General features: G+C 67.4%; 16 protein-coding genes and 1 pseudogene. 12 read left to right on the top strand and 5 right to left on the bottom strand.

What is annotated here, in order from left to right; genetic code table 11:
* Positions 1–141: 141 nt before the first annotated feature.
* Positions 142–4,536, top strand: a complete 4,395-nt coding sequence (locus ACQEVC_RS10650) for an FG-GAP-like repeat-containing protein (protein ID WP_432875764.1) — start codon at positions 142–144, stop codon at positions 4,534–4,536.
* A 253-nt stretch (positions 4,537–4,789) separates the two neighbouring features.
* On the opposite strand, the gene ACQEVC_RS10645 is transcribed toward ACQEVC_RS10650, so the two are convergent.
* Complete coding sequence (locus tag ACQEVC_RS10645; protein ID WP_432875762.1) at positions 4,790–6,070, bottom strand: IS256 family transposase; 1,281 nt, start codon at positions 6,068–6,070, stop codon at positions 4,790–4,792.
* 262 nt (positions 6,071–6,332) lie between these two features.
* Positions 6,333–7,694 (bottom strand): IS1380 family transposase, encoded by a 1,362-nt coding sequence (locus ACQEVC_RS10640; RefSeq protein ID WP_432875759.1) that lies wholly within the window; start codon positions 7,692–7,694, stop codon positions 6,333–6,335.
* A 317-nt stretch (positions 7,695–8,011) separates the two neighbouring features.
* Between ACQEVC_RS10640 and ACQEVC_RS10635 the strand changes: the two genes are divergently transcribed.
* A complete protein-coding gene (locus ACQEVC_RS10635; RefSeq protein ID WP_432875757.1) occupies positions 8,012–8,443 on the top strand; it encodes a peptidase inhibitor family I36 protein in 432 nt (143 codons plus the stop codon).
* A 359-nt stretch (positions 8,444–8,802) separates the two neighbouring features.
* Here the strand turns inward: ACQEVC_RS10635 and ACQEVC_RS10630 are convergent, their stop codons facing one another.
* Both ACQEVC_RS10630 and ACQEVC_RS10625 read right to left on the bottom strand, forming a co-directional pair.
* Positions 8,803–9,048 (bottom strand): hypothetical protein, encoded by a 246-nt coding sequence (locus tag ACQEVC_RS10630; protein WP_432892097.1) that lies wholly within the window; start codon positions 9,046–9,048, stop codon positions 8,803–8,805.
* A gap of 356 nt (positions 9,049–9,404) precedes the next feature.
* Complete coding sequence (locus tag ACQEVC_RS10625) at positions 9,405–10,325, bottom strand: alpha/beta fold hydrolase (RefSeq protein ID WP_432875754.1); 921 nt, start codon at positions 10,323–10,325, stop codon at positions 9,405–9,407.
* 95 nt (positions 10,326–10,420) lie between these two features.
* On the opposite strand from ACQEVC_RS10625, the gene ACQEVC_RS10620 reads away from it, so the two are divergent.
* From ACQEVC_RS10620 to ACQEVC_RS10590, 7 genes and pseudogenes are all read left to right on the top strand, one after another.
* Complete coding sequence (locus tag ACQEVC_RS10620) at positions 10,421–11,116, top strand: TetR/AcrR family transcriptional regulator (protein ID WP_432875752.1); 696 nt, start codon at positions 10,421–10,423, stop codon at positions 11,114–11,116.
* 331 nt (positions 11,117–11,447) lie between these two features.
* Entirely contained in the window at positions 11,448–12,200 is a 753-nt protein-coding gene (locus ACQEVC_RS10615; RefSeq protein ID WP_432875749.1) for a DUF6928 family protein, read from the top strand.
* Between the two features lie 690 nt (positions 12,201–12,890).
* Positions 12,891–14,969: a serine hydrolase domain-containing protein gene (locus tag ACQEVC_RS10610; protein WP_432875746.1), complete on the top strand. Its 2,079-nt coding sequence runs from the start codon at positions 12,891–12,893 to the stop codon at positions 14,967–14,969.
* Positions 14,970–15,043: 74 nt separating this feature from the next.
* Positions 15,044–16,387 (top strand): sensor histidine kinase, encoded by a 1,344-nt coding sequence (locus tag ACQEVC_RS10605; RefSeq protein WP_432875743.1) that lies wholly within the window; start codon positions 15,044–15,046, stop codon positions 16,385–16,387.
* A gap of 47 nt (positions 16,388–16,434) precedes the next feature.
* Positions 16,435–17,079 (top strand): response regulator, encoded by a 645-nt coding sequence (locus ACQEVC_RS10600; protein ID WP_432875740.1) that lies wholly within the window; start codon positions 16,435–16,437, stop codon positions 17,077–17,079.
* A gap of 247 nt (positions 17,080–17,326) precedes the next feature.
* Positions 17,327–17,611, top strand: a pseudogene (locus tag ACQEVC_RS10595) (macro domain-containing protein); the annotation flags it as partial.
* Positions 17,612–18,324: 713 nt separating this feature from the next.
* Complete coding sequence (locus tag ACQEVC_RS10590) at positions 18,325–19,071, top strand: alpha/beta fold hydrolase (protein WP_432875737.1); 747 nt, start codon at positions 18,325–18,327, stop codon at positions 19,069–19,071.
* Between the two features lie 361 nt (positions 19,072–19,432).
* On the opposite strand, the gene ACQEVC_RS10585 is transcribed toward ACQEVC_RS10590, so the two are convergent.
* Positions 19,433–20,017: a class I SAM-dependent methyltransferase gene (locus ACQEVC_RS10585; protein WP_432875734.1), complete on the bottom strand. Its 585-nt coding sequence runs from the start codon at positions 20,015–20,017 to the stop codon at positions 19,433–19,435.
* Between the two features lie 283 nt (positions 20,018–20,300).
* On the opposite strand from ACQEVC_RS10585, the gene ACQEVC_RS10580 reads away from it, so the two are divergent.
* The 3 genes from ACQEVC_RS10580 (at position 20,301) to ACQEVC_RS10570 (ending at position 23,028) form a co-directional block, all read left to right on the top strand.
* Positions 20,301–20,873: a TetR/AcrR family transcriptional regulator gene (locus tag ACQEVC_RS10580; RefSeq protein WP_432875732.1), complete on the top strand. Its 573-nt coding sequence runs from the start codon at positions 20,301–20,303 to the stop codon at positions 20,871–20,873.
* 170 nt (positions 20,874–21,043) lie between these two features.
* Positions 21,044–21,328 (top strand): DUF6225 family protein, encoded by a 285-nt coding sequence (locus tag ACQEVC_RS10575; protein WP_432875729.1) that lies wholly within the window; start codon positions 21,044–21,046, stop codon positions 21,326–21,328.
* A 332-nt stretch (positions 21,329–21,660) separates the two neighbouring features.
* Positions 21,661–23,028 (top strand): hypothetical protein, encoded by a 1,368-nt coding sequence (locus ACQEVC_RS10570; RefSeq protein WP_432875727.1) that lies wholly within the window; start codon positions 21,661–21,663, stop codon positions 23,026–23,028.
* Positions 23,029–23,056: the final 28 nt, after the last annotated feature.

Here is a 23,056-nt window from a genome sequence, read left to right as displayed (position 1 = left end):
CGCAATTCAGTCGCAGAACGCACGAACGGGACGACTCGTTGTGACGAAAGACGTTCCCTGTCCCCCGGACCGCCTGCTTCACTGTGGCCGCCACCGGACGCGGCACGCGCGCACCGGTGGCCTCGCGTGGGGAGGTATGTGTTGTCCACATTCGACGTCCGGGCGGGGCTGCGCTCGCTTCGTATCGGGGCCGTCGGCGTCACTGCTGGCGCCGTCCTGATCGCCGGCCTGCCGCTGTCGGCCGACTCGGCCGCCGCCTCACCAACGCCTCCTCCCGCCCCCCGGCCCGCGGGACTCCTCGACGCGGACGCGGCGATCGCCGAGGCGAGACGGATCGGCAGGCCGGTCGAGGCCACCGCCGCCGGCACCCCGACATCCACCCTCACCGCCCGCCCCGACGGGTTGCTGGAGTTGACGCAGTCAGCGGTCCCGACCCGCAAGCGGGTCGACGGAGTCTGGAAGACGCTGGATCCGACCCTGGTCCGGCAGGCCGACGGCAGCATCACCGCCGCGGTCACCACCAACACGGTCCGCCTGTCCGGCGGGGGTACCGGCCCTCTGGCGGAGTTGACCAGCGGCGACCGGGCAGTGGCGTTCACCGCACCGATGCCGCTACCGGAACCGACACTGGACGGCCCGACCGCCGTCTACACCGAAGTGCTGCCCGGGGTGGACCTGACGGTACGGGTCACCGCCGAGGGCGCCTTCTCCCACACGTTCGTCGTCAAGACCCGGCAGGCCGCCACACACCCACAACTGACCGCCCTGGAACTGGCCACCACCACCACGGGCGTCACCCTCACCGTCGACGGGGACAGGAACATCACCGGCCGCGACCGCACCGGCGCCGCCGTCCTCACCGCACCCGCACCGCTCATGTGGGACTCCACAGCACCCGCCACGGAAGCCACCAGCCGCGGACAGGCCGCCAACGACCCCACCGTCCCCGGCCGCACCGCACCCGTCGGGGTCGAGATCGGCCCGGACAAGGTCACGCTCACTCCCGACCGTGACCTGCTGACCGGTGAGGAGACCGTCTTCCCGGTCTACATCGATCCCAGCTTCGTATGGACACCCGTCGGCCCGAAAGTGTCCGGCTGGGCCAGCATCTCCTACCACCACCAATCCACCAACTACTGGAACAACACCCCCGACCCGTACGGCCAGATGCAGGTCGGCAACTCCGGCAGCCAACGCTCCAACACCCTGATCAACTTCCCTGTCCCCTACGGCACCCTCGCAGGCGCCGAAATCAACTCCGCCACCTTCAAAATCACCAACACCCGGTCCTGGAACTGCACCCCCAAGACCGTCTACATCTACGGCCCCAGCACCACACTGACGCGCTCGAACGCCACCTGGAATTACTGGGAGGGCGTCAGCAAAGGCTCCGCCATCGCATCCAAGAGCTTCGCCCACGGCTACTCCGGCTGCGACCCCGCCGCTGTCTCCTTCGACATCACCAGCAAGATCCGCACCGACGTCACCGACAGACGCGCCACCCGCACCCTCTGGATGGTCGCCGCCAACGAAGCCAGCGACGCCCAAAGCTGGAAAGAATTCGAAGAAACCAGCCCTCTCCTGGAGATCCTCTACAACCACAAACCCAACAAGCCCACGAACCTGACCACCTCCCCCAAAACCGTCTGCGCCGGTGGCTCCTTCGTCGGCGACAGCAGCGTCTCGCTCTACGCGCCCGTGTCCGACCCCAACCGCGGCACCCTCGGTGTCTCGTTCAAGCTGTGGAAGACCAGCGACACCACTCAGACGGCCCTCGCCTCGTCCAACCCCAACCTGCTGACCTACCCGTCCGGCAGCACCGCTGTACTCGTCGTCCCGGTCGCCACCCTGCGCACCGCCGCCGCCGGCGCCGCCACCAGCTTCTCCTGGAAGGTGCAGGCCACCGACTTCCGCACCCCCAGCGACTGGTCGGGCACCTGCACATTCACCTTCGACCCGACCCGGCCCGGCGCCCCCACCGTCCCGCAGCCGACCGATGGGGAAACAGCGGTCGGGCAACCGTGGACCTTCGCCGTCACCCCACCGGCGGGCACCACGGTCCCGGGCGGTTACGTCTACCAACTCAACGCAGGCCCGCCCGTCGACGTGACCGCCGACGCCACCGGCAACGCCACCATCACCGTCGCGCCGACCCGTTTCGTCAACACCCTGGCGGTAACCAGCGTCTCCGCCGGCGGCAACTTCGGCGACACCGCCGCCGTCACCTTCAACTCCATACCTAGCGTCGACGCCGCCGACGGCGACCTCACCGGCGACGACTCCCCCGACCTACTCACCGTCGGCGGCCGCCACGGACTGCCGTCCGGACTCTGGCTCGCCCCCGGCGGCCCCGGCCAAGGCAACATCCTCGCCACCAACATCGGCGCCCGCGGCAACGGAGTCCCCGGCACCACCAACCCGGAAGACCCCGCCAGCAGAAACCCCGCGGACTTCAACGGCGCCCACGCCGTCACCGGCCGCTTCTTCGGCGAAGGCTTCCAAGACCTCCTCGTCTACTACGGCAGCGGACCGCACGCCGGCGGCGCCAGCATCCTGCGCGGCAACGGCGACGGCTCCACCATCGAATCCCTGCGCAGCGGCGTACAACAGTTCATCCGCGCCGACCAGCTCCGCGACGAAAACGGCAACTCACCCCAACAACTGGTCAACGCCGGCGACCCCCGCGACAGCGGCTCCCCACTGCCCGACCTGATCGGCATCGCCGGCAGCGCCGAACACGGCTACCACCTCACCTACCACCCCAACCTCGGCGCACCAAACGGCTACTACTTCGCCTACCAGACCACCGCCCTGACCCCCACCGGCGGCACGAACTGGAACGACTGGACCATCGCCACCACCCAGACCACCACCGGCACCGCCATGTTCCTCTGGGAACGCACCACCGGCGCCCTGCACCTGTGGACCGCGCTCGCCTACGATGAGAACACCGGCCAGCTCACTTACACCGCCCACACCCTGGCGGCCAACGGCTGGAACACCGGCGCCACCATCGACCTACGCGCCGCCGACCTCAACGCCGACGACACCCCCGACCTCTGGACCACCACCACCGGCGGCCAGACCACCGAATGGCACGTCACCGACCTCACCAGCGGCACCGGAACCATCACCGCCCAACCCACCAGGGCGTTGATCACCGCCGACCACGCCTGGCAACTCAACGACAGCGACACCGGAACCGTCACCACCGCCAACGACACCGCCGGCACACTGCACGCCACCGGCACCACCGGCGCCACCTGGAGCACCGGCGACCTGTTCGACCCAGACGTCGCCCTCAACGGCACCACCGGCACCCTCGCCACCCCCGGACCGGCCGTACCCACCAACACCGCCTTCACCGTCTCGGCCTGGGTCAAACTCAACAGCCACGGCGGCACGGTGCTGTCGCAGGATGGCACGAACACCGCCGGATTCAAGGTCTGGGCCGAATCCAGCGACAAGTCCTGGCGGTTCGCCATGACACGCAGCAACGTGGCGAGCCCGGTCTGGGACACCGCCAGCGCCGGCGCCGGATCAGCCCGACTCGGCGTATGGACCCAGCTCACGGCTGTCTTCAGCCCCGCCGCCGGCAACCTGCACAGCATGTTCCTCTTCATCGACGGCCGCAACGTCGCCTCCGCAACCCACACCACCGTGTGGAACGCCGCCAACGGCTTCCGCATCGGCGCCGTCAAAACCGGACCGACCAGCTACAGCGGCTACCTGAACGGAGAGGTCTCCCTGACCCAGGCCTGGGACGTGGCAACCATGGGCCCCGAGCCGACAGCCCACGACCTCAACGGCGACGGCCGAGCCGACATCGTCGCCGCCGACTCATCCGGAGGCCTGTGGCTCCACCCGAACACCGGAAACGGCGGCCTGTCCACCTTCGGCACACCCGTCAAGGTCGGGGTCGGATGGTCGACCTACCGGTGGAACATCCGAGACTGGACCATGGACGGCCGCGCCGACGTCCTCGGCGTCGACGGCGACGGGCTCCTCTGGATGTACCCCAACGTCAACGGCGCACCGGGCTTCGCACAACGCCGCCAGGTCGGCATCGGCTGGACCAGCTACACCCACACCACCGGCCACGCCGACGGCGACCGAAACCCAGACCACTTCGGCATCAGAACAACAACCGGCGAACTCTTCTACTACCCCGACGGATGCTGCAAAACCCTCGTAGGCACAGCCGGCTGGACCAACTACCGCATCTACCCGGCAGACCTCAACTCAGACGGCCGCGACGACATCGTCGCGATCGAAAGCTCGGGCGCTCTGTGGTTCTACCCCAACACCGGACAGGCAGGCCTGGCGATGCTAGGCCCCCGCCAGTCGATCGGATCAGGCTGGTCCACCTACCGCGTCGCGGTCGCCGACATCAACTCCGACGGCAAACCCGACATCATCGGCGCCGACGCAAGCAACAATGTGTGGCTCTACCCCGGCAACGGCACCGGCAGCTTCAACGACCGAACCCAGATCGCAAGCAACTGGACAACCACCACCGCCAAAACCATCGGCTGACATCCACCGATAGACCACCACACGGGTGGTGCCGGCAACCCTCGCCAGCACCACCCGTGTCGCCATACCGGCACCACCAAAGCCAGATACGGACTGACTGCAAACCTCGCACCAGGTCGGCCTACCCCAGCGAACGATCACCCTGACGACTACCGGACTCAGCCGCAGACTCCTCCGGTAACCCTGCGTGACGGACGCCCTGAGCCTTGATCCACCGGGTCCGTAACGCGAACGGTGGTTTCGGCATCTTTGGTTAGTAGGTCTCGGCGTCCGGCCAGCGGTCACCGAATGTGATGGCGAAGGCGTTGATTACTGGCTTCCAGCGCATCGTCCATCGGGTGCGACCGGTCCCGGTGGGGTCCAGGCTACGGGTCACAAGGTACAGGCACTTCAACGCGGCCTGCTCGGTCGGGAAGTGCCCGCGCGCGCGAACCGCTCGACGGTAGCGGGCGTTCAGCGATTCGATGGCGTTGGTCGAACAGAGCACCCTCCTGATTTCGGTGTCGTAGTCGAGGAACGGAATGAACTCGTTCCACGCGTTCCGCCAGAGCCGGATCATCGCCCGGTACTTACTGCCCCATTTCTCCTCCAGGTCGTCCAGGGCTGCCAGGGCGGCGTCGGCGTTCGGTGCGGTGTAGATCGGTTTGATGTCCCGCTTGATCGCGTCGGCGTCGGCGCGGGACGTCAGCCGAAACGTGTTGCGAACCAGGTGAATAATGCATGTTTGCACGATCGCCTGCGGCCACACTGCCTCGATCGTGTCGGGCAGTCCTTTCAGCCCGTCGCAGACGACGAAGAACACATCTCGTATGCCGCGGTTCTTCAGATCGACCAGGACACTCATCCAGAACTTCGCACCCTCGCCGCCCGTGCCGGCCCACAGGCCCAGGACGTCCTTGCGGCCGTCCACAGTGACCCCGATGGCCGCGTAGACCGGCCGGTTGGCGACCTGGCCGTCTCGAACCTTGACCACGATGGCGTCGATGAACACCGCAACGTACACCGCGTCCAGAGGCCGTGCCGACCATTCGGTCATTTCGGCGACGACCTTGTCGGTGATCCGGGAGATTGTCTCTTTCGACACCGACGCGCCGTAAATCTCCGCGAAATGCGCGGAGATCTCGCCGGTCGTCATGCCTTTCGCGTACAGCGACAGCACGATCTCGTCGACTTCGGTGAGCCGGCGCTGCCGTTTCTTGACGATCCGTGGCTCGAACGTTCCTTCCCGATCCCGGGGCACATCAATCCGCACCTCGCCGGCAGCGTCCGAGAGCACCGTCTTGCCTCGGCTGCCGTTACGCACATTCGTCGACTCGCGTCCCGGCTCGGCCTTGTTCTTCTCATGACCGAGGTGCTCGGTCATCTCCTCGTTCAGCGCCGTCTCGAGAACATTCTTAGTAAACAGCTTCAACAACCCGTTCGGGCCGGTCAGCTCCAACCCCCGCGCCTTGGCCTCGGCCACCATCGCCGCCGCAGCGGCCTGCTCCGGCGTCAACCGCCGCCCCGGATCATCGACCTTCTTCTGTGGACTCACAACGTCCGATGTCATCACTCACAGTGCCCATCCCGCCGGACCTCAGCCCGGCGTGTCGGGCCGAAAACACCGCCCGCGGCACAGTCCCGATCCACCGACGCAGTCGGTGTTGATCGCCGTTGATCATTTCGGTGTTGGGTGATCCGGCGGGCGTGTGGGTGTCGCCGATCGCGTGGTCGGCTCGCTCCGGTGCGATTGTTCGGGGTGGGATGAGGATTGTGGCCTGTGGTGGAGCCGTCTGATGTCAGCGGGTGTGGGCTGCTCAGTCGGGTGTGGTGTTCACGGCGGTGAAGAGGTTGTCGAGTGCCGCTTGCCAGGGCCATTGGTCGGGCAGGTGCAGGTGGATGGTGCGGGCTCGGTGAGCGAGGCGGGCGGCGACGTTGATGATCCGGGTTCGGATCGTGGTGGGTCTGGCGTTGCGGTAGGCGCTGGCGGCGAGGTGCCCGGCGGCGCGGGTGAGGTTGTGGGTGATCGCGGCGCAGGTCAGCCAGGCGTCGTTCGCGCTGAACTTCCCGGAGGGCAGGTGCGCCAGGGGTCCTGCGATCAGGTCCGCGTTGACCTGCTCGATGATCGCGTGGCCGCGGTGCTGGGCCTCGGCCTGCACCAGGGTGAACGGTGAGTCGGTGAACACCGCGTGATACCGGTAGGTGGGTAGCAGTTCTTCCTGGCCGGGGATCTGGGTCGGGTCGTCGCGGCGGATCCGGCGCACGATCAGCCGGGCGCTCACCTGGTGGCGGGTGCCGGCGAACGCGGTGTAGACGGTTTCGGCGATCTGCGCGTCGGAGATCCACCGGCTGGTGTCTTCGTCGAAGACGGCCTGCGGGTACTGGATGTCGATCCACTGATCGTCGCCGATGCTGTCGCACGCGGCGCGGATCTTCGCGTCGATGCGGGTGGTGACCGAGAACCGCACGTCACGGCGCCGGCAGATGGTGATCACGGTTTTGGTGTAGAACGCCGAGTCCGCCCGCACCACGATCTCGCCCGACGCGCCACAGGCTCGGGCGGTGGTGATCGCTTCGGAGATCTGGCTGGCGGCGCCCCGGGCGGAGCCGGCGTTCCCCGCGCGCAGCCGGGTCGCGGCGATCACCGGCGCCGACAGCGGTGTGGACAGTGTGGTGACCAGCGGGTTGTAGCCGCGTAGGTAGACGTTGTAACCGCCGACCTTGGCGTGGCCGAACCCGATGCCCTGTTTCTGTTTGCCGTAGACACGGCGCAGCATCGAGTCGACGTCGACAAAGGTCAGCACGTCGACGCCGGCGAGGATCGGCGCCCGGTCGGCCAGGCCGATCAGGGTGTCGCGGGCAGCGGCCTGCAACTGCCGTACGTGCCCGTGGGTGAACGTGCGCAGGAACGAGCCGAGCGTCGACGGCGCGTACACGCCGGTGAACAACGATGGCATCCCGCCGTGCCGGGCGATGCCGAGGTCATCGATGCTGTCCGCGCCGGCGAGCATCCCCGCGACGATCGTGGCGACCTTGCCCGCCGGGTTCGACCCGGTGTCACCGGGCAAATGGACCCGGTCGGCGACCGCGGCCGGCAACCCCACCATCTGGGCCAGCCGCATCACCGGCACCAGACCGGCACACGACACGAGATTCGGATCATCGAACGTTGCGCGCACGACCGGCGCGTCTTTGGCGTAATCTCACCTGCGAGGTGCTCTCTCGAACCGTGGAATAGAAGCGTCAGAACTCCTATCCTCCCAGTTCAGAGGGCATCTTCCATCTCCGGCACGCCGATACGAACGCTATTCACCAACGCTATTCACCGGTGGATCCAGGCATTAGAGGCGGATTGTAGCGGGCCTTCGTCAAGATCTCACGGGAGGGTTCCCGTGTTGCGCAATGGCGAAAAATATCTGCGAATGCTTGAGAATGATATTGTAGTGAGGAAAGCTTCGATCTGCCGTCAATTATCAACGACAAGGGGAGGGCGATCATGGGTGTCGCCAGGAGATTGCTGCGGCTTGGGCTGATCGCGATCCTGATGACTGCCGGGCTGGTTGTCGCGGTTCCCGCCGGCCCCGCATCCGCGGCTGTCGCCCGCAATGGGATATGTGAAGCTGGAGAATTCTGCTTGTACTACAACTCGGACCTAGGTGGCTCGGTATCTGATTTTAATACTTCAATTGAAGACTATGGCGCTTCGCAACCAACCTGTTACGAATTTCGCGGCCCTGGTGCCGGTCAAGGTCAATGCGTGAAGAACAACGCAGCGTCCGCGTGGAACCGCAGAAGTGGATCTGGCTCGGTCATAGTTTACTACAATAGCGGTTGGGAGGGATATGCTCAGCTCATCTTTAACGGATCGTGGGAGAACCTCATCGAGCAGTTGAAAAACGACAACGCATCGCACAAATATTTCTACTGAACTGAAATGGTCGCTGTCATGGCCCTTTGAGGGCGGCTCCCTGGCTGGCCGAAGAGTCGTAGACGACACCCCCATCCTCTGACCGGTGGGGGTGTTTCGTGTCGCTGGACGTCTACGCGATCCCGGCCCGGGTGGCCCCGCACCTTGCGGAATCGCGGTGTTGAGCCAGGCCGCACCGGTGGCCAGTTGGCCCCACCGTGTTGTTGTTGGGCAGAGGCGGGAGGACGAAGACGGCTGAGGGGACCACGTGGGGACCGCACGCAGTGCGCGGTACCGAACGCGGCACATGCGGTGCCACGTGAGGAACCTTCGTAAAGATGTTCTGGGCTGCGAAAATGCTTAACGAATCGTCCTGGGGGTCAAGGGGTCGTGGGTTCGAATCCCGCCGTCCCGACACAGAAAAAGCCCTGACCAGCGGGAACGCTGGTCAGGGCTTTGACGTTGACGATCGTGGCGACCTTGCCCGCCGGGTTCGACCCGGTGTCACCGGGCAAATGGACCCGGTCCGCGACCGCGGCCGGCAACCCCACCATCTGGGCCAGCCGCATCACCGGCACCAGACCGGCACACGACACGAGATTCGGATCATCGAACGTTGCGCGCACGACCGGCGCGTCTTTGGCGTAATCTCACCTGCGAGGTGCCCTCTCGAACCGTGCAATAGAAGCGTCAGAACTCCTATCCTCCCAGTTCAGAGGGCATCTTCCATCTCCGGCACGCCGATACGAACGCTATTCACCGGTGGATCCAGGCTGAGTACGCCAGTACCTCGGCTTCCGCTTCTGCCGAGATGAGCGCGCCGTGGCAGGAGTGAGCGAATAGGCGCCGGCCTCGACCGGCCTGTATGCGTATTAGTTACTGGGAACGAGCGGTATCGAATCTGGCGGATGCTCGGTGAGGAGCTTGGTGACCGTGCTCAACGAGGTACGGCCGGAACGTGCACAGTTCTCGGCCTGAACTGTCAAAGTGGCTGTGGGGTGGTCTGGTCGGCTAGCGCGCGGATTTCGCTGGCGACGCTGGGCCACAGTTCGCGGGGAATGTCGTGGCCGACGCCGGGATAGGTGACCAACCGGGCGCCGGGGATGGCGTTTGCGGTGTCCCGGCCGGCGGCCGGGCGGAGGATCTGGTCGTCGTTTCCGTGTAGTACGAGCGCTGGGACGCGTAGTTCGCTGAGGTGTCCGCCGTGCCATTTCGCGCCGATCTGTCGGCTCTGTGCCTGGGGGTCGCGGACGCCGCTGTCGGCCTCGAGTTCAATCCAGGCTCGGGCGGCGACCTCGTCGAAGGGGTAGCCCGGGGACGCGACTCCGCGGGCGACCGCCATGCCGGCCGCGATGTCGCCCTCGCGGCCTGCGGGGAAGCGTTGCCGGGCAAGTTTGAACAGCAGTCCGAGCCGTAGGTATCGCAGTATCCGCGGGCCGGTGGCATCGCTCGGGAGGGCGGCGGAGGAGGTGATGCTGCAGACCCGGTGGGGGTGCCGTAGCGCAGTGCGTTGCACCAGGAGGCCGCCCATCGAGTGGCCGAACAGGTGCGCCGATCTCCAGCCGAGCGAGTCCATGACCGCGATCGCGTCGTCGGTCATGTCCTCGGCGCTGTAGGCGGCCGATTGCCGGCGTAGGAGCGCGCGAAACGGGCTGGCCTCGGCCGCGTTGGTCAGGTGCGTCGACTCGCCGGCGTCACGCTGGTCGAAGCGAGCCACGTGGAAGCCGCGCCCGATCAGCTCCGCGACGAATCCGGCGGGCCACCAGAACCGGGACACGCCGAGCCCCATGACGAGTAGGAGCGGCTCACCGCCCGCGCCGCCGAGGTCGTCGAAGGCGATCGCTACGTCGCCGTTGTGGGCGAACCGTGTGGGATGCGGTGGGGTCTGGTCTCCGGTGTCCAAGGTTTCCTCCGAACCATCTCATTCGCGAACAGCATTCGCGAATGACTGTACGACTTCGAGTACAGTGTTCGCAAACGGATGGGAGGGGAGGCACGATGGTGGCTGGCGACCAGAACGACCTGATCTGGATGCGACCCGAGTCGCGGCCGGTCGGACGACCGGCCGAACGTAGCCGGGCCGAGATCACCACCGCCGCGATCCTTCTCGCCGACCAGGAGGGCTTGGAGGCGGTCTCGATGCGCCGGGTCGCCGCTGCCCTGGGGACCGGAGCGGCGTCGCTGTACCGCTACGTGAGCACCCGCGATGACCTTCTCGACCTGATGGTCGACGCCGTCGCCGTCGAGTACGAGCTACCGCCGCCAACCGGCGACTGGCTGGCCGATCTCGTCAACGTCGGGCGCCAAGCGTGCGCGATCATGCGCCGCCACCCGTGGCTGCCGGCCATCGCGACGACTCGGCCCGCGATCGGTCCGAACGCGCTGAACCTCATCGAACACATCCTCAATGTGCTCGCCGACCACCCCGCCGACGGCCCCGCCAAACTCGAAGCGATCGCGATGCTCAACGCCGTCGCCGCCGCGTACATGCAGAACGAACTCGCTCAGCGTGCTGACAGCCAGACCCCACATCAGGCGCAGCTCGCACAGGCTAGGTACCTGCAACACGTCGCCGGCCAGGGCAGGCACCCTCGGCTCGCCCATGCCCTCGCCGTCGCGGCAGCCGAGAACAATGACCAGCACCGTTTCGACACCATCCTCGCCCGCATCATGACCGGGATCCTGCGGGGTTGAGTAGAAGGGGAAGCGCACGTTGAAATTGCGGCACAGATCCGACCGCTGCCCTGCGCCGAGCGGCCTTCCACGCATAAGCGAAGATCGGCTCCAGACCAAATATTGGCTTACTCTCATACCGCAGGTCGTGCGCGCCGTTGCCAACGAGGCCGTCACCTTCGGTAGCCGTGGATCCCAGCGCGGCCAGGTACGAGGACGTCCGGTCGTGCCGAAGAGCGGATCCGCTGCGACCGGCGTCGCGCCGGTGGCCAGCCCGTGCAGCACCCCCTTCACGGAGCCGAGGGCGAGCCGCCGTAGTCTGCGTTGATCATCGGCGCTGGAGGCAAGATCGATGGGTGCGAAGACCGCACTGTTGGCTTTCACCGAAGGCGATCTGCGCCCTGCTCTGTGGGGAGCGGTTCGGTCGGACCCGGCAGAGGTCATCGACCTCGTGCGCGAGCTGCATCCTGGCTACCAGGTGACACCGATCGGCGACGCCTCGCTCGGTGACTACAGCTATCCGCCGGACGACATCAGCTACGCAACCGTCCAGGCCGGCGCCGAACTGTTCTGTGACCGACGGCTTGTCTGTGATCCCCCATCACAGCTACCGGCCCGGCTGCTTCAGGCCGGAGCGGGCCGGCGGATCATCTTGCACGGAATGCACTCGGTCTCCGATTGGCTGTGCTTCGCGGTATGGGAGAACGGCGAACTCGTCCGCTCGCTGAGCCTCTCTCCCGACGCGGGCATCCGGGAAAACATCGGTGAGCCGTACGACTTCGAGCTGCCCTACTGGGCGGGCGAGCATCCTGTCGAGCCGATGCTCTCCGAGAACTCGTATCCTCTTCCCTTCCACCCGCTGGACCTGGGTGAGCAGGCCCTGCGCGCACTTTTCGGGTTCGTCATCGAGGGCCGCCCTGAGCTCGACGACATCGATCCGTTCGACGTCCACCTGCACGGCTTCCGAGTCGCTGACCCGACTGGCCGGGAACAAGCGGAACGCGCGGCCAGGATGGAACAAGTCCTACAGAGGATGACACCGCCACGCCGCTACCGCATGATGCCAGACGGCACCCTGCGCGAACTCGGCGACGACGAGACCTGACGCCCGCTGCCACCGAACGGACGTTGTCCGGCGCCAACGGCCCGACCGCCGATTGATGGCGCCCAGTCAACCTTGATCGGATATCCGGATCTGCCGCGATCCGATCGATACGTGGCGTAGTCACGCCTCGACGGCGGCCGCCTGGTCGGATATGCCGACGAGGCGGCTCGTCAGATCCGTAGTCCGATGTTCTTGCGAAGAGTGACGGAGTCTGGGGACGTCCGAGTTGTGTCGGCTGGTCCAGCTACATGCCCGCAGGTCCCGCCGCACTTCGAAGATCGTGGATGTCTGTTGCTATTGTGCGACGGGCCGAAATTCATCCGGGTCCGGAAACGTCTGTGGCAGTTCCTTGGTGTCCGAGCACCCGTGGAGCAGCCACTTTTGCCGGCGAGCGCTCTGCGTCATGTTTCCCGAACTCCCGGTGCCGTCGATGGTGCGCCGTCCGGCGCCGGTTCGGACGTAGGGTCGAGGTCAGGAGGTACGGCAATGGCGTGGTCAACAGGCGCGCCGGCTGGTTCGCGGTACGCCGATCAGCGGCACTACGTCGTTGCCGCGAGCCCGGCCGATCTGCGGGGCCGGTCGGCGGTATGGTCCGGCTTGATCGCTGGTTGAGCCTCCTACTTAAGTCGTAAGTCGAGTGTGGTCCTGCGCCAGATGGCGCGGCGGTGCCGCTGCAGCAGGCTCTCGGGTATGAACCAGAGCGATGCACCAGAGCAGACTCCTTCCCGGTCCTACCCGTCCCGGCCGGCTTTCCGCCTGCGGCGTCTCGGTGCCGTCCTGGCAACCGTGGTCGTCGTCGGGGCGGCCGTCGTCGGCTGCGGTGCCGGTGCCGGTGCCGCGCAGGAGCCGGCCCCGACGAGCGACGGCCCGGCAGCAGCCGTCGAACCGGGCGTGCTGAACGCCAGCGACGTGAACGCCTGGCTCGACGAGATGCTCCCGGCCGCGCTGGAAGCCAATGACATCGCCGGGGCAACGGTCGCCGTCGTCAACGACGGTGGGACCGTCACCACTCGGGGGTACGGCCACGTCGACACCGGTGGCGAGGGCACCGAGCCGGTGCCGGTCGACCCCGAGCGGCACCTGTTCCGGATCGGGTCGGTGTCGAAGCTCGCCACCGCCACCGCCGCGATGCAACTCGTCCAGGACGGCAAGGTCGACCTCGACGCCGACATCGCCGCCTACCTCGACTTCGCCATCCCCCGCAACTTCGACGAGCCGATCACCCTGCGGCATCTGCTGACCCACACCGCCGGGTTCGAGGAGCGGATCGCCGGCCTCATCGGCAAGGAAGGCACCCGGGCAGACCTACGCGACGCTCTGGTCACCGATCCGCCGGAGCAGATCTACCGGCCGGGGACCGTGCCGGCCTACTCCAACTACGGCAACTCGCTCGCCGGATACATCGTCGAACGGGTCAGCGGCATCCCCTTCGAGGAGTACGTCGACCGTAACGTCTTCGACCGCCTCGGCATGACATCGTCCTCATTCGCCCAGCCGCTCCCCGCCGACCTGGCCGGCCGCGTTTCGAACGGGTACGACAACGCGTCGTCCCCCGCCGGGTACTTCGAGATCGTCGGCACCCCGCCCGCCGGGTCGATGACCGCCTCGGCCCCGGACATGGCCCGGTTCATGCTCGCCCACCTGGGCGAACCGGTCGGCGACACCCCGATACTGGACGAGCCGACGCTCGACCTGATGCACCAGCCAGCGCTCGACGCCACCACGCTCGGCACCCTCGCGGGTGCACCCCGGATGACCCTCGGGTTCTTCGACGAGAGCCGCAACGGCCATCGGATCATCGGCCACGGCGGCGACACCCTCTATTTCCACACTCACCTGCAGATCTACCCGGACGAGGGCGCCGGCCTGTTCATCTCGCTCAACAGCACCGGTACGTCTTCCCTGGCCAACCACAAGCTGCGACAGAACCTGACGAAAGCCTTCGCCGACCGTTACTTCCCGGCGGTGCCCGGTGCGGCGGCGAACAACGTGCCGGCGACCGAGCTGGCCGCCCCGACCACCGACGCCTCGGGCACGGCCGAGCGGGCCGCGATGGCCGCCGGCACCTACGAGAGCTCCCGCGCGATCGAGAGCAACTTCCTGACCGTGATCGGCCTGTCCGGGCGTACCACGGTGAGCGTCCGCGATGACGGCCGGCTGCTGCTCGAACCGCGTCCGATGGCCGATACCGCCGCCGTCTACGAAGAGATCGAGCCCTGGGTCTGGCGCGAGGTGGGCGGCCAGGAGACGATCGCGATGCGAGCGGTCGACGGCCGGGTCGAAGTGATCGGTTTCGACTCCGCGTTCGCCCTGGTGCCCGTCGAGACCGCACGCAGCACCTACCTGGCCATCCCGGTGATCGTCGGCTCGGTGGTCATCCTCCTGCTCACTGTCCTGGCCTGGCCGATCGGGGCGATCGGTCGCCGGCTGCGGCGGCGGGCACCGCGTGATCGGGCTGGACGCACCGCGCGCATCCTCAGCCGCGTCGCCGTCGGCTGCGCCCTGCTCGCGGTCGGCGGCTGGGTAGGAAGCCTGGTGCTCATCATGAGCCTGGAGGATCTCTCCACCGTCTCGATGCGGAGCGTGCAGGTGGCCCAGCTGATCGGCCTGCTCGGGGTGATCCCCGCAGCGGTCCGGCTGGTGGACGACCTCCGCCGGCGGGTCGGCTGGTCGCGGACCGCCGGCAGCGCGCTGGTCCTGCTGGCCCTCGCCGGTACGGGATGGTTCGCCGTCGAGTTCATGCTGCTCTCGCCGAACATCTCCTACTGACGGTGTCGACCGATCCCTTCCCGACCCACCCCCTCCCGATCCGTCTCGATCTACGAGCAGAGGATGCTGACACGGTGAACGACCACATCGGAGGCGGCCCGGTCACCGCCGAGCCAACCGAGCCGGCGGACCAGCCCCGGCTGACGAAGCGGTTGGACGTACTGCTCGCCAACCTCGGGGTGACCGGGCAGTTCGCCCGGGACTGTCTGCTCGCGGCCTGCGTCGCCGGGCTGACGTTCACGTTGATGGCAGCTCTGTTCTGGGTCGTGACGCCACCGGACGAAATCGTGGTCGGCCCGGTGCGGGCCTGGCTGCTCGTCGCCCTCGGGGTCGGGCAGGCGCTGCTGCTCTGCCTGCGCCGGCTCCGCCCGCTGCTCTGCCTCGCCGGCATCGTCGGCCTTCAGGTCGCCATGATCGCCCTGTCCCCACCAGAGGCGACGATCCGGGGATTCGCGCCGTTCGTCGTCGCGTACACCATTGGGGTTCTGCTGCCGGCCCGGACGGCGTTCGTGCTGGTGGGCGCGGCGGTGGCGGTCGAGGCGACAGCGGCGTTCGGCATCGCCGCCGTGACGACGCCGGACCTTCTGCTGTCGGCTGTCGGCCCTGCCGGGTCGAGCGCACTGTCCAACCTCGGCGCGGTCGTCGTCGGCAACTACGTGGCGACCCGTCGACGCTACACGCAGCTGTTACGCCTGCAGGCCGCCGATGCGGTCCGGGCCCAGCAGGCGAAGGTGCGGGCCGCGATCGAGGCGGAGCGCACCCAGATGGCTCGGGAACTGCACGACGTCGCCGCCCACCACCTGTCCGGAATGGTGGTGCAGGCGGCGGCGGTCCACCGGCTGATTGACCGGGACCCGGAGGCGGCGAAGGCCGGCGTGGCCTGGATCCGGTCCCAGGGAAAGGAAACCCTGAACAACCTGCGGCTGGTGGTCGGGGTGCTGCGCGGCACCCCGGCCGACAGTAGCGGCGGCGGCGACACACCTGGCCACGATGGCGAAGGCAGCGTTCCGGTGCCGGGGCTGGCCGTGCTCGACGACCTGGTCCGGACCGCTCGGGACCTGGGCACGCCAGTCGAGCTCGTGGGCGAGGGGTCGCCACGTCCGGTTCCGCCGATCGCCGACGTCGCTCTTTATCGGATGGTGCAGGAGTCGCTGTCCAACGCGCGGCAGCACGCGCCGGGCGCGCCGGTGCTGATCACGCTGCGCTACCTGCCGCGGGAGGTGTCGCTGGCGGTGGTGAACGGTCCGCCAGCGCGGCGTCCCGAGCCGGCGGCGGCGCGCACCAGCAGCGGGGTCGGGCTGATCGGCATGCGGGAACGGGCGCAGTTGATCGGCGCACGTTTCGCGGCCGGGCCGACGACCGAAGGCGGCTGGTCCGTCACAGCGACGCTGACATCAAAGGGAGGGGACCCGTCGTGACCGGTTCTAAGACTGGGGCCGAGACTGGCGCTGGGACGATCCGAGTGATGCTGGTCGACGACCAGGCGGTGGTGCGGGCCGGTTTCCGGGTGCTCCTGGCGCAGGCGGACGACATCGAGGTGGTGGCGGAGGCGTCCAGCGGATCGTCCGCGGTGGCGGTGGCCGCCCGGCTGCGCCCCGACGTCATCTGCATGGATGTCCGGATGCCCGGCGGCGACGGGCTCACCGCGACCCGCGAGATCCTCGCCGCCGCGCCCGAGTCGCCGCCAGCCATCCTGGTGGTGACCACGTTCGACCTCGACGAGTACGTCTTCGGCGCACTCGAATCCGGGGCCAGTGGCTTCATCCTCAAGGACTGCGAGCCGGAGGACCTGATCGACGCGATCCGTCGGCTGGCGAACGGCTACGGTCTCGTCGACCAGGCCGTGACCCGCCGGGTGATCTCGGAGTTCGCCCGGCGGCGACCGGCAGCACCGCCCGAGTCCGCGGCGGCGCACCAGCTCACCCCGCGCGAAGCCGAGATCGTACGGTTGCTCGCCAAAGGGCTGTCCAACAACGAGATCGCCGACGAACTCTTCATCGAGACCAGCACGGTCAAGTCACACCTCGGGCGGGCGATGACCAAGATCGGCGTACGGGACCGGGTGCAGACCGTGGTGTGGGCGTACCAGAACGGGTTGACCCCGAGCTGACAGTCAGCCGAGGACGGGGAGGGTGACGCCGGCGTGCGGGTAGAACTTGTAGATCGCGGCCGGCAACTCCCGGGCGACCCGCGCGGTCGCCGGCAAAGACCCCGGTCAAACGCAACCGGTACGTACGCCGGACCGGCGCGGCGAAGGATGTCAGCCGTGTGCTGGAGGCCAAGAACCGGGCGCTGGCCGGGATCAAGGTCCACATCACCAACCTCCCGGACCCCGACCCCGAGCAAGTCATCGCCGCCTACAGCCGGTCGGGCCGATCTGGGAAGGCGGTGACCACGGCGAAGCCGACGTCCTGGCCTCCCGCTACCGACGCAGCCCGCAACTCGCCGACGGACTCGGCGCCCGGACCGTCGCCTTCCCCGCGATCGCCACCGGCGTGTATGGCTTCCCTCCCGACCAGGCCGCCCGGATCGCCGTAGCAACGCTCAAGGCCACACCAACAGCGGTTCAACGGGTACGACTCGTCGCATTCGACGAGGACACCCGGGAACGCCCGCAAGCGGCAGCGCTCGGCAGCGACTGACACCTCCGCAACTGCCACGAGCCGGGCGTTACCGAGCGTAACGGAGATCGTAGTGTCGGGTGCGCGACCATGCCGAAATGAGTACGTCGTTGTTCAGGTGATGTGTCTGTTCTTCAAAGGCTTTCACGTGGCGATTCCGTAAAGGTTTCAGGTGGCGATCAGGTCAAGGGCGAATACGCCGCGCCCACCGACCTACAGGACAGCATTGCGATGCGATAATGCCGATGACATGATGCAGGCTTCCGGCCGACGCCCGGTGATTGTGTGTTTGAGGCCATCCACAAGGTCAGCGATTCTGGAGTCGTCTGGTCAATAAATGGCTGCCAGTCGGTAAGAATTGCGCCGGGGGGCGGGGCAAACAATTGACGGGCCCGTGTGCGAGTTTGTCCCGTCGTACTTCCGTGAAGAGTTGACGTGCGACCGGGGCGAGGACGGTGCGGTACGCAGGTAGGGTTAACCTCCGCCATATTGGGGGGTCAGCGGGTTCGAGCGGGATCAGAAAACCGGGAACAGTGGATTCCATGGTTATCCAGAAAGCATCCCGGTTCCGCCAGGCTTCCCTCGCCCTTGTCCTGTCCGTCACGGGGGTGGCGGCGGTCGGTGCGTGCAATGGTTCCGCAGCGCCGAACGCCGCACCCACGGCCAGTCCGGCATCCACGGCTCCCGCGACCCCGGCCAACCCGACAGGCCCGGCCCCCGCAGCGGGCACGCACATGATCGCTAACAACGGGCGTCGGCTCGCCTTCCACGTCACGCCTGGGCATTCGCCCACCCTCGTGCTGGACGCCGGCGGCGGCGAAGACTCCTCGTATTGGGATGCCCTGGTGCCTCAGCTGTCAAAGGCCACCGGGTCGCAGATCATCACCTACGACCGCGCAGGTCTTGGCGCCAGCGACGAGGTGCAGGGCCCGTGGGATCCCCGGGCCGCCGCCGCCGACCTGCAGGCCGGTCTACGCGAACTCGGCGTCACCCGAAACGCAGTCCTCGTATCCCACTCGCAGGCGGGGGAGGTCGCCACCTACTTCGCCCGCGCGAACCCGGGCGTGCTCTCAGGGGCGGTGCTTGTTGACGCCAACCTGCCGCAGTTCTTCACCGACTCACAGATTGAGCGTCTCATCGCACTCACCGCGCCGCAGATCGAGGAACTCAAGAAGCAGCCGGCGACGAAGGCGAACCGCCAGCTCATCGCCACAGCCGACAACTTCGGTCCGACGCACCAGGCGTACCACTTGCTTGCCTGGCCAGACAGCGTCCCCGTCACCGCTATCGTGGCGGAGAAGACGCCCTTTGACGGATCACCGGAGGACGCCCAGCACTGGCGGGACGCGGCTACCGCGTTCGTGGCCGCCGGCCCCGGCCGCACGCTCGTCACCGCTGAGGAGAGTTCGCACGACGTCCCCAAGGACAAGCCCGCCCTGGTAATCGCGGAAGTCGAGCGGATGGCCGCCACCGTCAAATGAACGGTCATCCTGCCGGGGGTGTCGAGGGCGGCGAGGCGGACCGAGCGTCACCGCCGGCACGCGCTCGCGTGGGGCGAGCACGATCCCTACCTAAAAACTGATGGTGTGTGCGGGGGAGTACTGTCCTGTAGAGGCAATCGCCGCTCGTACGCGCCAATCTTCAGGACGGGGGCGGCTCACGATTGTACTGCGGCAATGGCGTTACGCAACGTTGGTCCCGAAGACGCGCTCTTCTGCCGCCGAGCGGGCGCGTTGGACCCCGGCACCCCGTCACTCTCCGTAGGCCATCGTCCGTATGCCGCACGCTCGCTCGTGCCGATGTGAGCGCACTTGTTAATGCACGTCATCCGGGTGTGTGTGACTAGCGCTTTGTGTCGTGGCGAGCGGCGTCGGCGGGTGACCTGCGGACAGCGGTCAGGCACCAGGTGGCATAGGCGAGGGTGACGTCGCCGTCGACCGCGGCGGCGACCGTCGAGAGGATCTCGGCGAGTTTGTCTGGTGGCATGCTCGCGAGGCCGCCGGATGTCGGGATGAGTTCGAGCAGTTCGTCGCGGGCGTAGGTGCGCTGCCAGTCGTAACGGCGGATCTCGGGTTCGGCGAAGCAGCCGGACGCGCGGACTGCCTCGGCGGCGCGGTCGTAGATGGCGCGATAGCCGTCGAGGATGGAACCGGTCGGCTGTTGGTAGGGCAGGTCGGGCGCCGCCCGGCGCAGTCCCTCACCGAGCGCTGCGGCAATCGGCGACGGCAGTTCGTAGACGTGGCCGAACGGTGCGAGGAGGCCGCCCGGGCGCAGTACCTCGGCTGCCTTGGCTGCTCCGGCGATAGGGTCGACCCAGTGCCAGGCCGTGCCGGAGACGATCGCGTCGAAGGTGCGGCCGGCCGGCTCCCACGTCTCGAAGGTCGCGATCTCGACGTCGATGCCGCTTGCGCGGGCGAATGCGGCCATCCGGGGGTCGGGGCTCGACGCCGAGGACCGTGCGCCCGGCGGCGCGGAACTGGCGGGCTTCGATCCCGGTCCCGCAACCGGCGTCGAGGAACGCGGTGCCCGGCGCGGCGGCGACGATGTGCTCGATCAGCGCGTCCGGATACGGCGACCGACTGCGGTCGTAGCGCCCTGGATCGCTTCCGAACGACTCCGCGACGCGGCGCGCTTCGTGAGGTTGCGGCGGTAGAGTGACCATGCGCCCACCTTAGTGGGCAATCGCCCACTGGGAAAGCGGGAGGATCCCTTGCCGACCGGCGTAGCTCTGCGCGATCCGCGCCAGCAACTGTTCGACGCGGCCGTGAGGGTGCTCATCCGCGGCGGCGTCGCGGCGCTGACCAGCCGCGCGATCACCGATGAGGCCGGAGTGGCCAAGGGTGTGCTGCATCGGCACTTTGCCGACTTCGACGCGTTCCTGGTCGATCTGGTGCTCGACCACATCGCGCGGGTCGAGGCGCAAGGTGCCGCGCTCCGCGATGCGGCCGGGACCGGGACCGTTGCCGGCAACCTCACCGGCGCGATGTTCGAACTTTTCGAGCCGGTCATGTCCGCGATCGTGGTGCTCACCATTACCCGCGACGAGCTCCGCAACCGCCTGCGCGCGGCCGGCACTGCCCGGTTCCCCCTAGCGGGCGAGGCGGTCGCCGCGGTGGCCGGCTATCTGGAAGCCGAGCGAGACCGCGGCCGGTTCGCCGCCGACGCGGACGTGCGGGTGCTGGCGCCGACCCTGATCGGCGCCGTGCAGCTGCTGTTCACCGAGCACCGCGGCGAGCCGCCAGTCGAAGACGTGCACAATGTCGTGGCGAGCGTCCTGCGCTGACGAGTATGCCGGAGCGAGCCATGGGCTCACTCTCATGCCGCCGTCCGTGCGTGTCGACCCAGTCGGAATCGTTACGCTTCGCAGCCATCCCTCCGGGCCGATCGGCGATGAACTGCAGGTAGCCGTCGCGGGTGGGATCGATGACTCCGCCGATGGAGTAGCGTCAGCAGGTGACCAGCGACTACCGCGATGGCCGTTACCGCCACGACGTCCGGCGATGGACCGTAGGCCAACTTCGTGAGGCACTGCGCGATCTGCCGGATGAGGCAGGGCTGCGAGTCGAGGTAGCACTGGCGCCAAGCACAGGCCACCCCGACCCGTGGGGCAACGACCAGTTCGTCGTCACCAGTGCAGCAGTCGACGATGACGACGACTTCTCGACTGGAGACCTCGTCATCCGCGTCGACTATTCCTCGGGCTCGTACATGCTGCCCAGGGAGAACCTGACAGGCTAGGTCCCACCAAGGCAGTTGCCGGCATCCGCATCTGCCGCCGTCCGTGCGCGCCGTTGCCAGCGAGGCCGTCACCTTCGGTAGCCGTGGATCCCAGCGCGGCCAGGTGCGAGGACGTCCGGTCGTGCCGATGTCCGGGCGTTGGTGCACCCTGGGGCGAGACAGGGGTTCGACGCGCGTTGTATGTTCCCCCGACGATGTACGCCGCTGCGTACGCGTCGCGAATCGCGTTGCCCGGCCCTTTGTCCGGGAGTGCTGTGTCTGCCTCGCCGATCCTGCTTGCTCTAGCAGGTAACCCTGCGCTGCTCTCGGAGCACATCGATGTCCTTGCGGCTATGGGGCATCCAGAGTTGTTGCGGAAGCTGGCGCGGGAGCAGCGCCTAACCTCGGCCCAGTCATACTTCCTTGCCGGAAGTGGGCAGCGCGACATTTTGGTAGCGCTTATCGAGTCGGGAAATCTCGCGATTGAGCGGATTCCAGACGGTGACCCATGGGCGCTGCTCGCCGTCATCAACCGGGTCGACGCACCTGACGACTTGCTGTCCAGGCTCGGCTCCTGGCCGGACACCGCAGTGCGTCTGGCGTTGGGCAACTATGCGTCGGAGCGCCTGGACGTCGCGCAGCTCGTGGCCGACGATGAAGACTGCTCGGTGGCTGCGTCCGCCGGCCGCCTCTGGGAACTTCCCGAGACGCTGGCGTTGCGGCTGTCGCGACGTGCTGAGGCCTGCGTCCGGGTCACCCTGGCGTCGAACATCCATACTCCTGGCATCGTTTTGGTTGACCTGATCGGCCATGGTGGCGAGCCCTCGATGAGCCCGTGTCCACACTGGCCCAACATCGTGGCAGCGCTGTGCGAGGTACGTCGGCTGGCCGCGGGCAATCCCGCGACTCCCGTAACAGCGGTTGAGCCTCTGATCGCCGAATGTGATCCCGCGTTGGTGCTGGCACTCGCGGGCCGAGCAGACCTACGCGACGAGACCTACGAGCGGCTTCTGTCACTGCGCGACCACGACGTGATGGTTCGCGTCGCGATGAACTGGGCGGCGCCTCCTGATCTACTCCGCGAGCTGTACGATCTTGAGGCTGGCCGCTGGCGGAGCTATGTGCTGGCGAATCCACGCACTCCACTGGACCTGCTCGTGCGGCACAGCCGCGAGGGCGGCTCACCGCGGACCGATAACCACCCGGACCTCGACGGGTTGCTCGGATTGGCCACGCACCCAGACCCGCGGGTCAGACTGGTCGCGGCTGCAAGCCACAGGTTGCCGGCAGACGTCCGCGCGACTTTGATCCGAGATGCGGACTTCGACGTCGCATGCCGGGCTGTCCGCTACTACTCCGTGCCCTCCGAGCAGGTCCGCGCGATTGCAGCGCGCTATGGTCCACTCGTTTCCTCGCTGGTGGCTGGGCATCCATCTTGCCCGCCCGATGTCCTGCTCACCATCGCCACGGATCCGCTGAGCTCAGCCGAGGCCATCATCGATGTCGCCGTACATGAAGCAGCGCCGCCCACCGCGTTGGCTGCCTGCCTTCAACATCCGCATGCCGCCGCCTACGTCGCCTGTAATCCGGCGCCGCCCCCGGACATGCTGATCGAGCTGGCGTCCCATTCGGATCCCCATGTGATCCTGGAACTTGCGAGAAATCCGAGCCTTCCCGCAGTAGCCGCTCATCGCATCCTCGAGAAGTTCGCGACCGACTGACCCGCCGCCCAGCCACCGCCACCACGCA

Origin of the sequence: Plantactinospora sp. CA-294935 (genome assembly GCF_050936445.1) — a bacterium.
Lineage (GTDB): Bacteria > Actinomycetota > Actinomycetes > Mycobacteriales > Micromonosporaceae > Plantactinospora.
The sequence above is the reverse complement of the archived record's forward strand: the minus strand, read 5'-3'. Positions and strand labels throughout refer to the sequence as shown.

Bases quoted from the DNA above. Each gene is read 5' to 3' on its own strand.
- ACQEVC_RS10615 (WP_432875749.1), top strand. From the start codon at position 11,448: ATGGGTGCGAAGACCGCACTGTTGGCTTTCACCGAAGGCGATCTGCGC.
- ACQEVC_RS10620 (WP_432875752.1), top strand. From the start codon at position 10,421: ATGGTGGCTGGCGACCAGAACGACCTGATCTGGATGCGACCCGAGTCG.
- ACQEVC_RS10585 (WP_432875734.1), bottom strand. From the start codon at position 20,017: ATGGCCGCATTCGCCCGCGCAAGCGGCATCGACGTCGAGATCGCGACC.
- ACQEVC_RS10635 (WP_432875757.1), top strand. From the start codon at position 8,012: ATGGGTGTCGCCAGGAGATTGCTGCGGCTTGGGCTGATCGCGATCCTG.
- ACQEVC_RS10570 (WP_432875727.1), top strand. From the start codon at position 21,661: ATGGGGCATCCAGAGTTGTTGCGGAAGCTGGCGCGGGAGCAGCGCCTA.
- ACQEVC_RS10610 (WP_432875746.1), top strand. From the start codon at position 12,891: ATGAACCAGAGCGATGCACCAGAGCAGACTCCTTCCCGGTCCTACCCG.
- ACQEVC_RS10590 (WP_432875737.1), top strand. From the start codon at position 18,325: ATGATCGCTAACAACGGGCGTCGGCTCGCCTTCCACGTCACGCCTGGG.
- ACQEVC_RS10600 (WP_432875740.1), top strand. From the start codon at position 16,435: ATGCTGGTCGACGACCAGGCGGTGGTGCGGGCCGGTTTCCGGGTGCTC.